This is a genomic window from Massilia niabensis, from assembly GCF_042655085.1.
Lineage (GTDB): Bacteria > Pseudomonadota > Gammaproteobacteria > Burkholderiales > Burkholderiaceae_D > Telluria > Telluria niabensis.
Window position 1 is genome coordinate 1 of the sequence record NZ_JBHSMU010000015.1, and the last position, 12,607, is coordinate 12,607.

The following is a 12,607-nucleotide window of genomic DNA, read 5'->3' on the forward strand; positions in this document are numbered from 1 at the left end:
CAACATCCAAAGGGTAACGAAAAAGGCCGTAACCCTGTCAACCTATCTTAGGACGAGACACCGCTCGACGCGACAAATTCTGTCGCAACATAAGTTGCGCAACAGAAATTGCGCATCAGGTGACAAAATTTGTCATCTGAACAGGCTGGCATGACATCTTTTGTCGTATTTATTGCAGAGATGGTAATGATTTCCGGGTGGAAATGGCTGGCACGGCATTTGCAATAGATAGCTCGTGGCACCAAGCAACGCAACAGATAACCCCAACACCCTGACCTGGAGATACACCATGAAATCGATGAAAATTGTTAAGAAGACCCAAGCCGGCTTCACCCTGATCGAACTGATGATCGTCGTCGCGATCATCGCCATCCTGGCAGCTGTCGCCATTCCGCAATACCAGAACTACACCATCCGCGCCAAGGTCGGCGCAGCCCTGAGCTCGGTCGCCGGCATCAAGACTGCCGTCGGCGTGTGCATCCAGGAAGCCGGCGGCGTCGAAACCGGTTGCACCACCACCACCACTGCTGCCCCAACCAACATCCCAGTCTTCGTCGCCACCAAAGAAGTGGCTGCCGCATCGGTTTCGGGCGGCACTATCACTGTCCAGTTCGCTAGTGGCATCGGCAGCGGCGTTGACGGCCAGAGCTTCACCATGGACCCGACCGCCAACGATTCGACCATCGCTTGGGTGAACGCGCCTGCCGCCGCTCTGACGAACGCAGCAGCCCGTGATGTGATCACGAAGACCAACGTAGCGACGACGCCAGCATCTAACGGCGGCTAATCGCAGCAGGCAGTACGCATAGCAGAATGCCGCCTCAGGGCGGCTTTTTGTTTTTGTCGCACGAAAAGCCACCCCACACCCGCTCCGGCGGGTTTTCGTTTTTCCGCTTCCAGACAGCCTTCCGCGCACGATTCGACTAGCGCAAGACCATCTGCATCGACCCATCCATACTGGGCCCCCGCAGCCGCCTGAGTTGTCAGCGCGCGGCGAGCGATAATTCCCAAAAACTAATTCGGAGACTCCATGAAATCGAAAAAGATTGTGAAGGAAGCAGAAGCTGGCTTCACCCTGATCGAACTGATGATCGTCGTCGCGATCATCGGCGTGCTGGCGGTCGTGGCCATCCCGGCCTACCAGGACTATGCCGCCAGGGCAAAATTCGGCGCCGCGCTGGCGGAGGTCTCAGCAGGCAAGGTGGGTATCAACACCAGGCTCAACGACGGCATAGACGTCACTGCACCCGAACAGATTGGCCTGGCGAAAACCGGCACCGCCCACTGCACCTTCGGCGCCACCGCCAACGCCACCGCGGCCAGCCTGACCTGCCGGATTGTCGCCGGCCCTGCCAGCGTGCGCGACCAGACGATCACGCTCACCCGCGACGTGGCCACCGGCGCCTGGAGCTGCAGCGCGAACACGGTCCCGCAAGACCTGATCGGCGCGGCCGGTGTCTGCACCGGCAAGGCGGGCTGACGTAAAAAAACCCCGCAAGTGCAGTGCGCGAGCGGGGTTTTTGTCGTTCAGGCCGGGACGTTTAGACGATCTTCTGCCGGTCCGCCAGCAGCGCCTCATAGGTCATGTTCTGCAGCAGTGTGTAATGTACCGGATCGAGGTCAATGAACTGCATGCCGTAGGTGAACAACTCGGACTCGTCCGCCGCCTTTGACACATTCACGTTGCGAATCGCGGCGCGCGCGGCAATGCGCACTTCCTGCTCATCCGGCGGCGCCTTCAGTGAAAACTGCAGCGTGATCTGCTCTTCGTCCGCCGGGAGCCGGCTGTTCGACACCACCAGGGCGCCGCTGACCGACAGGTTCACGATCGTGCAGGGCAGGGGGCGGCCATGCGTGCCGCTGCCTGACAACTGGGCCGGCAGGTCGACCTTGACCCGCATTGCGGTGCGCAGGCTCGTGCCCTGGATTGTTTTCGGAAACGATACGTGCACATACATCAGGGGCCGCCCGAAGATGCGCTCGACCGTACAGGCAAAGGAACACACCTTCACGCCCGAGAACACGCGGATCGTCAGGCGCTCGCCTTCGGCCAGCGCGATCGGCGCCCCGTTTTCCGTCGGGATCTTGAGGATGATGTACTCGTCCTTCACGTACCCGATCAGGGCCGAGAAGTGCTGCACGGGCTTGATGCGGCGATGCGTGATGAGCTGCAGCCGGGTACCGACTTGCAGGTTCATCGTCTCGAAATCGTAGTCTTGCGCTTTGAGTTCCGCGGCTTGGGCGACTTGCATGGGCGTATTCGGGAGTAACTGACAATTATGCCAGCCGGATGATTATGATACCAGTGTTAGCTACAGAGAAATATATTGGCGCCCGGCACTACGAAAAAAGCCCGCTTTCGGCGCGGGCTTTGTTGTTACATCGAAACGTTTAGCGCTTCAGGTGCTGGTCGAGCCAGCCGATCACGGTGTGGTGCCACAGCACGGAATTGGCCGGTTTCAGCACCCAGTGGTTCTCGTCCGGGAACACCAGCAGCTTGCTGTCGATGCCACGCCGTTGCAGCGCCGTAAAGGTGGACAGGGCCTGCGCGGTCGGGATGCGGAAGTCGAGGTCGCCCTGAATGACCAGCATCGGCGTCTTCCACTTGTTCACGTGGTGCACCGGGTTGAAGCGCTCGTGGCTTTCCGGCACCGCGAAATACGGGCCGCCGTTTTCCCAGTCGGTGAACCACTGTTCTTCGGTCGAGTAGGCCATGCCACGCGTGTCGAACACGCCGTCGTGGTTGACTAGGCATTTGAAGGCGCCCGGCCAGTTACCTGCAATCCAGTTCATCATGTAGCCGCCGTACGATGCGCCGAGCGCGCAGCTGCGTTCCCGGTCGAGCCATGGGAATTTCTTGACCGCCGCATCCAGGCCTTTTTGCAGGTCCTCGAGCGGCTTGCCGCCCCAGTCGCCGCTGATCGAATCGGTGAATTTCTGGCCGTAGCCGGTCGAGCCGTGGAAATCGATGAACACGGTGGCGTAGCCGGCGCCGGCATACACCTGCGGATTCCAGCGGTAGCTCCAGGCGTTGCCGAAGCTGCCTTGCGGGCCGCCGTGCACCAGGAAGGCAACCGGGTATTTGGCGCCTGGGGTCGCGTTCCACGGCTTCATCACGTAACCATGGACGGTGTCGCCGTTGGCGCCCGCAAACGAGAACTGCTCGAATTCGCCGAAGCGCACGCCGGCCAGCTTGTCCGCATTGTTCCTGGTCAGCTGCTGAGGCTTGCCACCGCGCAGCTTCATGGTGTGCAGCTGTGCCGGCGAGGCCAGCGTCGCGTGGGTGAAGGCGATGGTGTCGCGGCGCATGTCGAAGGCGGCGATCGTTCCCTTGTCGGTCAGCGCGCTGACCTTGCCGCTGACCACGTCGATCGCGAACAGGCGATGCTGGCCGACGTCTTCCGCGTCGACGACGAGCGTCTTGCCGTCCGCGCTCCACTGCAGGGCACCGACAGAGCGGTCCCAGCTCTCGGCCAGGCGGCGTTTCTTGCCGCTTGCCACATCCATCAGCACGATGTGGAAGCGGTCGGCCTCGAAGCCGGGGCGGGTCATCGCCAGGTAGGCCAGCGTGCGCCCGTCCGGCGAGAACACGCCTTTGGCATCCCAGGCCGGGTTATCCGCAGTCAGGTTGCGTGGCGCGGCGCCACCGGGAGCGGGCACGCTGTACAGGTCGAAGTTGGTCGACCAGGCTTCGGTCTTGCCGGCGATGCGCGCCGAGAACACGATCGTCTTGCCATCCGGGCTGAAGCGGTATTCCTCGCGGTCGCCGAAGGGTTTCGAGGGCACGTCGCCGTCGAGCGAACCGGACAGGGAAACAGGTGCGCTGCTCACGCGCCCGTTCGCATCCAGCGGCGCCGAGAACAGCACCGCGTTGCGCCCGTCCGCCCAGGTATCCCAGTGGCGCACGAACAGGCGGTCATAAACGCGCCCGCTTGCCTTGTTCTTCGCTTGCGCATCGAGGCGATCCTTGGTGCAGGCCAGGTCGGCGCAGTCGCGGAACACCGCCATGCTGAGCGCAATCCGGTCGCCGCTGGGCGAAACGCGGAAGTTGTCGACGTCGAGCGGCAGGTTCGTCACCTGCACCGGCTCGCCACCGGCGGCGCTCTGGCGCCATACCTGCGAGCTGCCCGAGCGGGAGGACAGGAAATACACGGCGTCGCCGGCAGGCGCCCATTCGGGGTCGGTGCTGCTGCTGTCGTGCGTGGTCAGCGCCTTCGGTGCGGTTTTGCCGTCGAGGCCGGCGATCCACAGGCTGGTGTGGCCGCGGTTCTTGTCCATATTGGTAGTGCGCACCGTGTAGACGACGCGGCTCGCGTCCGGCGACACCGCCGGGCTGCCGACGCGTTCCAGGTTGACCAGGTCTTCCACCGTCAAGCCACGCGGAGCGGCAGGGGTGGCAACGGCGGCATTGGCAGCGGCCAGGGCCGTCACCAATAAAGCGAAGCGTAATTTCATCGAATCCTCTTCAATCGTGTCTCGGAGTGTGTGTTCATGCGCGGTGGTGCCGCGGCAAGCCAGCAATTTAACATGCAGGACGCTGAAGAACACCGGTGGGCAGGCCGACTCGCTGCCGGATCGGGATCAATCGTCGATGCTCTCGATGAGCGTATCGGCGGCATCGATGCTGTCCTCGCGCCTGCTGTACCGGACGAGGGCGATGCCGAGCGACACCAGCCCGATACCGCCGCCGAACCACAGGAAATTGCGCTCTCGTACTCCGGTGACCCCGAGCGCGATGCCGGCGGCGATGCACAGGAAGCCGATGCCATCCTTGATTCTCATGGTTGTGCCCGCGGCGTTGCCGCCAGGTCCATACTGTTGAGTTGCCACAACAATATCATGGTGCGTGGTGGATGCCATCGGAGCACCAGGCTGCGTGGATGAGCAGCTCGGTACAATTTTTGGTTGCTAATTCAATGCGCACTGTTAGGATATATTTTGTTCAATAACTTCAACGAAAGAGACAATATGCGTCGCTTCCTTCGCCACTGCGTCCTCGCCGCCGTCTCGGCGTCGGCATTGAGCGCTCCCGCCTCCGCCGCAGTGATCACGATGAATTTCGAAAGCTTCCCGGGCCCCGATGGAATACTGGGAACCGCAGATGACGTGTCGGCTCCAAATACCTTTCTGCAACCGCTGCGCGACCAATATGCATCGCTGGGCGTGACATTCACGCAAGGAACTTTGTTGCAGGATAACTTCATGGGTGGCGCCGCCAGTAACCATTTCATCAGTTCGACCTACCCAATTGGCGTTTTCTCGGTACCGGTCCTGGGCATCCGGATCGACAGCAGGTCGTTTTGGGACGCCTTCCTGACGGCATATGATGTCAACGGAAATATCCTTGCCCAAGATGTGCTTCTGAACCCGAATGCTGGCTGGGCTCCCCTGGCCGGGCAATTGTCGCTGACGAGCCTGACACCAATTCATCGCTTTTCCGTCATGGCGAATAACGCTGACCGGATACTCAACCTCGACAACCTCGTGCTGACAACTGCCGAGCCGAGTGCCGAAGTGCCTGAACCGCAGACCTTGGCGATGTTCGGCCTCGGCCTCGCAATGCTTGGCGCCACCGCGCGCCGCCGTTCTCGCAAATAAAGTCACCGGAGGAGCAGGGTCGGGGGATACCTGGTCCACAGTGTTCCAGGCTGCCGCCAGGGCTCTCTAATACCGGAAGCAGTGCGCCTGCTGGCTGTCGCTTCGAAAAAACGGCGTCGTCAGGGCAGGGTTGCGCTCCTTCTGGCACATGACGATGATCTTGGTAGCAGCTTCTATAGCAAGCTCGGCCGCACTTCTTTTCGCTGCGCGGGCGATGGCGCGTGCAAACGTCGACTCGTACACGGGACCGCCTGCCAGCCGGGCGCGTTGATCCGGGATCTCGGCCGTGAGCAGGCGGCGATCTGTGGCGGGGCGCAACAGCTCCCTGATGGAAAGGGCGTGGACAGGATGTCGTCCAGCGAAGGGCGTTGCCGCGTCCTTGCAGGACTGGTCCTGGCCAAGCTCGCATGCGTAGCCCGGGACCTGTATCAGGCAACCAACAATGACCGCGACGCCGATTTTCATCGTTGAATTCCCTTGGGCCGAGCATGCGTGGAAGGATCGAACAGCCTGCCTGTTGCCTCGGCTGTTCAGCTCGTATTGTAGAGGTGTCAACAGATTCCCTCCAGCCAGCTCCTGTATTCACCTGGCGGCCCCTGAACCGCTCAGCCACGTGATCATTCTCAGCCGGGTGATTGCTCCTCCAAAACGCGTCCGCTAGGATGGTCCGTTCGCTTCCAGAAGCCTGCTCGTCAAAGGATCGCCGCGTGACGCCGCCCCGCCTTGCCTTCATTTTTGCCACCGTCGTGGCCTGCTTTGCCGCGCCATCCGGTATGGCAGCGCCGGCTTCTGCCGCCCTGGTGCCGATCGATTTTTCGTATGCGGGTTATGCCGCCGGCGCTGCCATTCCCGTCATCCAGGGCCCGGCCCTGCTGGTGCGGCCGAGCGGCGCGGATGACACCAGGCTGCTCCAGGCCGCGCTGGCCGAAGTTGCCCGGCTGCCGCGCCAGGCGAACGGCGTGCGCGGCGTGGTCCAACTCGCGCCCGGACAATTCAGGATTGCAGGGCAGTTGCGCATCGATGCCGATGGTATCGTGCTGCGCGGCAGCAGTGCCGGGCAGACGACGCTGGTCGCGACCGGACGCAGCCGGCGCGCGCTCATCGAGGCAGGACGCGGGCGCGCCGCCCTGACCGCCGGCCTGATCCAGGTCACGGACCAGATCGTGCCGGCCGGCGCGCACACGCTCGCGCTGTCCGACATCGGCGATCTGCAGCCGGGCGACCGCGTGGTGCTGACCCGCCCCAGCACCCGTGACTGGATCCGCGCTCTGGGCATGGACGCCTTGCCGGGGACCTTCGCGGCGCTGCGCTACCACTGGCCGGCCGGCTCGCGCGACCTGGTCTGGGACCGGCGCATCGCCAGCATCGACGCTGCCGGCAAGCGTGTGACCCTGGATGCGCCGATCACCACCGCGATTGAACAACGCTACGGCGGCGCCACGCTGGCGAAAGTGACGGCCGATGTGCCGCTCACGCAGATCGGGATCGAGAACCTGGCGATTCGCAGCGAATACGACGGGAGCAACCCCCGCGACGAGGAGCACGCCTGGGACGGCGTCCATCTTGATTATGTGGAGGACAGCTGGGTACGCAAGGTCACTGGCCGGCACCTGGTATCTTCGCTGGTGCGGGTGGGACCGCGCGCGCGCCGCATCACCGTCGAACACGTCCGCAATGAAGCCCCGGCAGGCGAGGCGGGCGGTTACCGGCGCATGAGCTTCCTGGTCGAAGGCCAGCAGGTGCTGGTGCAGTACTGCAGCGCCGATTCGGGGATGAATGACTTCGCCATCGGCTTGCTGGCCGCCGGGCCGAACGTGTTTCGCGATTGCCGCGCGACCCGTGCATTGGGCGCCAGCGGCGCCTTCGAGAGCTGGGCCTCGGGCGTGCTGTACGAGGATGTCCGGGTCGAGGGCGCCGCGCTGCGCCTGGCCTATGACGGCCAGCGCGCCCAGGCCGGAGGCTGGACCGCGGCCAATTCCATCATCTGGAATTCGCGCGCGCTCGAGGTCGTGGTGTCCGGCCCGGAGGGTGCGCCGAACCAGATCGTGCACAGGGCGCTGCCCCTGTATGCGACCCAGCTGGCGCAGCGTATCGGCGCGGCCGGCGCCGAGGCTGTGCTGCAGCCGGAGATACGGTTTCCCCGGGCGGACGGGGATGCCAGGGTGTTCGACGGCGCGGTCTCGAACGACGCCGGCCGGGGGGCGCCCAGCCCGCAAGGGGCTTCCCTCGCTATCCGCAACGGCCGTTTCGTCGTCAAGGACAAGGCCTTGTGGGGCGGCGCCGTCAACGACGCATGGTGGCTGGGCCAGGCCTCGCCTGCCAACGCCCTCGACGCCGGCATGAGCATTACCCGCTTTGTCCCGGGGCGCAACGGCCCCGGCCTCACCGAAGACCTGCCTGAACTGGCAGCGCGGGCCGCCAGCCAGGGCACGCCGTTCTACCAGAGCGGCCCGGCCATCTGGTACGACCGCCGCCGCGACGACCACACGATCCTGACCCGGCCTGATGCCAACGTCTGGGCCGCCTTCTACGAACTGCCGTGGGCGCGCAGCGGCAAGGGCAAAGCGCAGGATGGCCTGAGCCGCTACGACCTGACGCGCTACAACCCCTGGTACTTCGAGCGCACCCGGGCTTTTGCGCAGTTGGCCGATCAACACGGCATCGTGCTGTACCACCACCTCTACAACAACCACAACCTGGTCGAGACGGCCTCGCACTGGGCCGACTTCCCCTGGCGCCCCGCCAACAACATCAACGATACCGGCCTGCCCGAGCCGATGCCCCTCGAGCCGGGGGATCGCATCCACGTGGCCGAGCAGTTCTACGACGTCGCCAACCCGAAGCTGCGCGCGCTGCACCGCGCCTACATCTTCCACGTGCTGGACCAATTGGCAGGGAGCGACAACATCATCTTCGGCCTGGCCTTCCAGTATTCCGGCCCGCTCGCCTTCCAGCAGTTCTTCCAGCAGACCGTGGGCGAGTGGGAGCGCCGCCACGGGCGCCCCGTGAAACTGGTGCTCGCGACAGCCAAGGACGTGACCGACGCCATCCTGGCCGACCCCGCGCTGGCGCGCCAGGTGGCCGTGGTCGACATGCGCTACTGGCATTACCTACCGGACGGCAGCCTGTGGGCGCCGCGCGGCGGCCAGAACCGCGCCTTCCGCGAACTCCATCCGCGCGAATTCGGCGACCCCAGCACGCCCGAACTGGTGTACCGCCAGGTGCGCGAATACCGTGCGCGCCATCCCGACAAGGCGATCGTGGCCTGGCATGCCGGCACCGGCCAGATCCCCAGCCTGATGGCGGGCGCAGCCCAGGTCCTGATGCGCAACCCGACCGCCGGGCACGGCCAGGGCAGGGTGGTCGACCGCACGCCGCTCGACGCTTTCGTGCAGCAGCACCTGGCAGGTGTGCTGGCCGATATGGTGCCGCAGGATGGGTGGACGATAGAGGGCGAGCGCAACTGGGTGCTGGCCGATGCGCGGCAAACGACCGTGCTGGTGTATTCGCTGGCGGGAGAGGGGGTCAAGCTGGCGCGCCTGCTCACCGGAGGACCTTATCAGGGACTGTGGTTCGATCCGCGCACGGGGCGAACGATGGAGGCGCAGTTGCCGGCGCAGCTGGACGAAGGGGCGTGGATAGGCAAGCCCGATGGGCGCGAATGGCTGCTGGTGTTGCGGGCGCAGGCATTCCGCGGCTGATCCACAGGCCAGGTCTTGCACAGCCCCGTTGCCGCTCTACACAATCTTGCGCGAATTGGCGTCGGTACGGAACAGGATCGTCCGGAGCGGCTGCTCCTTCTGCGTGCGTTGCGCATGCATCACGATGGCGTGCACGTCGCCATGCTGCGGCGACTTCGCACATACAGGGTCGGCGTTCTCGGCGTCTCCCGTCATCGCGTAGGCCTGGCAGCGGCAACCGCCGAAATCTTTGTCTTTCTCGGGGCAGCCGCTGCACGGCGCCTTCATCCACGCATTGCCACGGTAGCGGTTGAACGCGCCGCTGGCATACCAGATGTCCTTCACGCTGACATCGCGCACGTTGGGGAAGGTGATCCCCGGCAAGGAGCGGGCGGCATGGCAGGGCAGGGCAGTGCCGTCCGGCGCGATGCCAAGAAATACCGAAGCCCAGCCGTTCATGCAGGCCTTGGGCCGCTGCTCAAAATAGTCGGGCACGACGAACAGGATGCGCATCCTGTTCCCGATCCGGGAGCGCATTTCGTTGACTACCGCCTCGGCCTGTAGCAGCTGTTCGCGCGTCGGCATCAACTGTTCGCGGTTGACCAGGCCCCAGCCGTAATACTGGGTATTGGCCAGTTCCAGGTACTCGACACCCATCTCGAGCGCCATCTCGATGATCCGGCCTACATGGTCGAGGTTGAAGCGATGCAGCACGACGTTCAGCACCATCGGATACTCGTATTGCTTGATCAGCCTGGCAGTACGCATTTTGAGGTCGAAGGTTTTCGTGCTTGACAAAAAATCGTTCATCTCCCGGGTGGAGTCCTGGAACGACAGCTGGATATGGTCCAGCCCCCCTTCCTTCATGCGGCCCAGGCGTGCCTCGGTCAGGCCGATCCCGGAAGTGATCAGGTTGGTATAGAACCCCAGCCGGCGCGCTTCGCCGACCAGCTGCTCGAGATCGTCCCGCAGCAGCGGCTCGCCGCCCGAGAAACCGAGCTGGGCCGCGCCGAGCTGGCGCGCCTGGCGCATCACGCCGAACCATTGCCGGGTAGTCAGTTCAGCCCGCTCCTTTACGTAGTCGACGGGGTTGTAGCAGAACGGGCAATGCAGCGGACAGCGATAGGTCAGCTCGGCCAGGAGCCAGAGCGGAGCGGGTATCGGAGGGCGGAGCAGGGCCGGATCGGGTGTCGAATCGTTCATGGATGCGGGCTCAGGTAATCCAGCCGCGTTCGCTGGCGGCGCGCAAAAAATCGTCGACGTCGTCACGCAGGCCGCTGCAGTTGAACGCCTGTTCGAGTTCGCCGACGATGGACGGCGCCGTATGCCGGCCATCGCAGCGTTTCAGGATTTCGGCTGCGCTCTGGTTCAGCTTGACCATTCCCTCCGGATACAGGAGCACGTAGTTGCCTTGCGCTTCTTCCCATTGCATCCGGAAGAGGCGCGACAGGGCGGGTTTGTCGGGAACTGGGTTCATTGGGCACCTGGCGGTTAGGGGTAGGCTTTTTCGATGGCGTCGAGCATCGCCCACAGGATGTCGAGCTTCAGTTGCAGGATATCGAGCGCGCGCTCCTGCTGGGCACGGTTAGTGAAATGGTCGAGCGTGACTTGCAGGCCGTGTTCGACGTCGCGTTCGGCCAGCGAGATGCGGCTGCGGAAATACTGCATGCCCTCGGGATCGATCCAGCCGTAGTGGGTCGGCCAGTTGGCCAGCCGGTCCTTGTGGATCTTCGGGGCGAACATTTCGGTCAGCGACGAGCAGACGGCTTCCTGCCAGGGGGCATGGCGGGCGAAGTTGACGTAGGCATCGACGGCGAAGCGCACACCCGGGACCACATGGCGGTGCGACCAGAGCGCATCGCGCTCGAGGCCGACCGCCTCCCCCAGCCGCACCCAGGCTTCGATGCCGCCTTCGTTATCGTCCCAGCCGTCATGGTCGAGGATGCGGCGCACCCACTTGCGGCGTGTGTCGCGGTCCGGACAATTGGCAATGATGGCGCCGTCTTTTTGGGGAATGTTGACCTGGTAGTAAAACCGGTTGGCGACCCAGCCGCGGATCTGGTCATCGCGCAGCAGGCCGTCGTTCATTTTTACGTTGAACGGGTGGTTGATGTGGTAACCGGCGCCGCGTGCGCGCAATTGCGCTTCGAACTCGTCGCGGGTCCAGGGCGCGGCAAGGGTCATAGCCGGATCTCCATGCCGTCGAAGGCGACTTCGATGCCGTGGCGCGCCAGGATGGCGCGTTGTTCGGAGTCCTCGTCCAGGATCGGATTCGTGTTGTTGATATGAATGAGCACTTTGCGCCGCTCACCGATGCTGTCGAGAACGGCAATCATGCCGGTCTCGCCCGATTGCGGCAGATGCCCCATGTCAGCCGCGCTCTTTTTGGAGAGTCCGAGCGCGATCATTTCGTCCGCACTCCAGAAGGTGCCGTCGACCAGCACGCAGTCCGCCGCCCGCATGGCGGCCCCCACCGGTGGGTCGATGGCGCCCAGGCCCGGTGCATAAAACACCGACTTGCCGCTCGCCGTATCCTCGATCAACAGGCCGATGTTGTCCCCGATTTCCGGACGCTCACGGTGGACCGAATACGGCGGCGCTTTGCTGCTGAGCGCCAGCGGCCTGAAGCGGATGCCCTCGATGCCCGGCACCTCGATCGACGGCATGCGGTCGACTCGTGTCGTGTCGCTTCCAACTGGCAGTTCATGCCAGCGTACGCCGCAGTAATTGGACAGTACCGGCACCAGCGGCAGCCCGCTGTTGAGTTCGTTCCAGACCGGCGCCGTACAGTAGAGGGGCAACGGTTTCCCCTCGCGCAGCATCAGCAAGCCGGTGACGTGGTCGATCTGTGCATCCATCAGCATCACGGCGGCGATACCGGAATCCCGCCTGGCGCGACCTGGCTGCAGCACCGGCGTGGCACGGATTTGCGCAAGGATGTCTGGCGAGGCGTTGACAAGCACCCAGTCGTTCCCGTTGGACGAGACCGCGATCGATGACTGCAAGCGCGCCGTTGCGCGGACGCCGCCACTGCGCAGCCCGGCACAATTGTGGCAGTTGCAGTTCCACTGGGGGAAGCCGCCGCCCGCTGCCGAGCCCAATACGATGATGTTCATAGACTGGTCCAATGAGCCGGTGACGGCACCAACCTGGCGGCACCGTCGCCGGCTTCAACGCTGTGCTAGCGATTCGCAATATAAAGCGTGATTTCAAATCCAAAACGCCAGTCGATAAATTCCGGTTTGCTCCAGGTCATGATTGATCTCCTCAAGAATAGATAATTGGCCGTTTCGATTGCGCCAGTCAACGGCTCGACTGCGAAGCTGGCG

The 12,607-nt window shown here is 63.8% G+C and carries 13 protein-coding genes; 4 read left to right on the forward strand and 9 right to left on the reverse strand.

All coding sequences use genetic code 11. From position 1 onward, the window contains the following. Window positions 1-289: 289 nt before the first annotated feature. Window positions 290-787 (forward strand): pilin, encoded by a 498-nt coding sequence (locus tag ACFPN5_RS14455; protein WP_379784451.1) that lies wholly within the window; start codon window positions 290-292, stop codon window positions 785-787. A gap of 243 nt (window positions 788-1,030) precedes the next feature. Beyond that, window positions 1,031-1,480, forward strand: coding sequence for a pilin (locus ACFPN5_RS14460; RefSeq protein ID WP_379784452.1), 450 nt, complete (start codon window positions 1,031-1,033; stop codon window positions 1,478-1,480). Window positions 1,481-1,541: 61 nt separating this feature from the next. On the opposite strand, the gene ACFPN5_RS14465 is transcribed toward ACFPN5_RS14460, so the two are convergent. From ACFPN5_RS14465 to ACFPN5_RS14475, 3 genes are all read right to left on the reverse strand, one after another. Next, window positions 1,542-2,252: a flagellar brake protein gene (locus ACFPN5_RS14465; protein WP_379784453.1), complete on the reverse strand. Its 711-nt coding sequence runs from the start codon at window positions 2,250-2,252 to the stop codon at window positions 1,542-1,544. Between the two features lie 139 nt (window positions 2,253-2,391). Continuing rightward, complete coding sequence (locus ACFPN5_RS14470; protein ID WP_379784454.1) at window positions 2,392-4,455, reverse strand: S9 family peptidase; 2,064 nt, start codon at window positions 4,453-4,455, stop codon at window positions 2,392-2,394. A 126-nt stretch (window positions 4,456-4,581) separates the two neighbouring features. Then, window positions 4,582-4,782: a hypothetical protein gene (locus tag ACFPN5_RS14475; protein WP_379784455.1), complete on the reverse strand. Its 201-nt coding sequence runs from the start codon at window positions 4,780-4,782 to the stop codon at window positions 4,582-4,584. 156 nt (window positions 4,783-4,938) lie between these two features. Between ACFPN5_RS14475 and ACFPN5_RS14480 the strand changes: the two genes are divergently transcribed. Then, on the forward strand, window positions 4,939-5,598 hold the full coding sequence (locus tag ACFPN5_RS14480) for a PEP-CTERM sorting domain-containing protein (protein WP_379784456.1): 660 nt from the start codon (window positions 4,939-4,941) through the stop codon (window positions 5,596-5,598). Between the two features lie 66 nt (window positions 5,599-5,664). On the opposite strand, the gene ACFPN5_RS14485 is transcribed toward ACFPN5_RS14480, so the two are convergent. Next, a complete protein-coding gene (locus ACFPN5_RS14485; protein ID WP_379784457.1) occupies window positions 5,665-6,063 on the reverse strand; it encodes a hypothetical protein in 399 nt (132 codons plus the stop codon). Between the two features lie 242 nt (window positions 6,064-6,305). Here ACFPN5_RS14485 and ACFPN5_RS14490 point away from each other — a divergent pair, with 242 nt between their 5' ends. After that, complete coding sequence (locus ACFPN5_RS14490; RefSeq protein WP_379784458.1) at window positions 6,306-9,299, forward strand: DUF6298 domain-containing protein; 2,994 nt, start codon at window positions 6,306-6,308, stop codon at window positions 9,297-9,299. Between the two features lie 36 nt (window positions 9,300-9,335). On the opposite strand, the gene pqqE is transcribed toward ACFPN5_RS14490, so the two are convergent. The 5 genes from pqqE to pqqA form a co-directional block, all read right to left on the reverse strand. After that, window positions 9,336-10,481: a pyrroloquinoline quinone biosynthesis protein PqqE gene (gene pqqE / locus ACFPN5_RS14495; protein ID WP_379784459.1), complete on the reverse strand. Its 1,146-nt coding sequence runs from the start codon at window positions 10,479-10,481 to the stop codon at window positions 9,336-9,338. A gap of 10 nt (window positions 10,482-10,491) precedes the next feature. Beyond that, entirely contained in the window at window positions 10,492-10,755 is a 264-nt protein-coding gene (gene pqqD, locus ACFPN5_RS14500; RefSeq protein WP_379784460.1) for a pyrroloquinoline quinone biosynthesis peptide chaperone PqqD, read from the reverse strand. A 14-nt stretch (window positions 10,756-10,769) separates the two neighbouring features. Then, window positions 10,770-11,462 (reverse strand): pyrroloquinoline-quinone synthase PqqC, encoded by a 693-nt coding sequence (gene pqqC, locus ACFPN5_RS14505; RefSeq protein WP_379784461.1) that lies wholly within the window; start codon window positions 11,460-11,462, stop codon window positions 10,770-10,772. After that, entirely contained in the window at window positions 11,459-12,394 is a 936-nt protein-coding gene (gene pqqB / locus ACFPN5_RS14510) for a pyrroloquinoline quinone biosynthesis protein PqqB (protein WP_379784462.1), read from the reverse strand. Before pqqB ends, pqqC begins: the two co-directional genes overlap by 4 nt. A 65-nt stretch (window positions 12,395-12,459) precedes the next feature. Continuing rightward, window positions 12,460-12,534, reverse strand: a complete 75-nt coding sequence (pqqA, locus tag ACFPN5_RS14515) for a pyrroloquinoline quinone precursor peptide PqqA (protein WP_379737949.1) — start codon at window positions 12,532-12,534, stop codon at window positions 12,460-12,462. Window positions 12,535-12,607: the final 73 nt, after the last annotated feature.

Bases quoted from the DNA above. Each gene is read 5' to 3' on its own strand.
- pqqC (WP_379784461.1), bottom strand. From the start codon at position 11,462: ATGACCCTTGCCGCGCCCTGGACCCGCGACGAGTTCGAAGCGCAATTG.
- pqqE (WP_379784459.1), bottom strand. From the start codon at position 10,481: ATGAACGATTCGACACCCGATCCGGCCCTGCTCCGCCCTCCGATACCC.
- pqqD (WP_379784460.1), bottom strand. From the start codon at position 10,755: ATGAACCCAGTTCCCGACAAACCCGCCCTGTCGCGCCTCTTCCGGATG.
- ACFPN5_RS14475 (WP_379784455.1), bottom strand. From the start codon at position 4,782: ATGAGAATCAAGGATGGCATCGGCTTCCTGTGCATCGCCGCCGGCATC.
- ACFPN5_RS14455 (WP_379784451.1), top strand. From the start codon at position 290: ATGAAATCGATGAAAATTGTTAAGAAGACCCAAGCCGGCTTCACCCTG.
- ACFPN5_RS14470 (WP_379784454.1), bottom strand. From the start codon at position 4,455: ATGAAATTACGCTTCGCTTTATTGGTGACGGCCCTGGCCGCTGCCAAT.
- ACFPN5_RS14485 (WP_379784457.1), bottom strand. From the start codon at position 6,063: ATGAAAATCGGCGTCGCGGTCATTGTTGGTTGCCTGATACAGGTCCCG.
- ACFPN5_RS14465 (WP_379784453.1), bottom strand. From the start codon at position 2,252: ATGCAAGTCGCCCAAGCCGCGGAACTCAAAGCGCAAGACTACGATTTC.
- ACFPN5_RS14460 (WP_379784452.1), top strand. From the start codon at position 1,031: ATGAAATCGAAAAAGATTGTGAAGGAAGCAGAAGCTGGCTTCACCCTG.
- pqqB (WP_379784462.1), bottom strand. From the start codon at position 12,394: ATGAACATCATCGTATTGGGCTCGGCAGCGGGCGGCGGCTTCCCCCAG.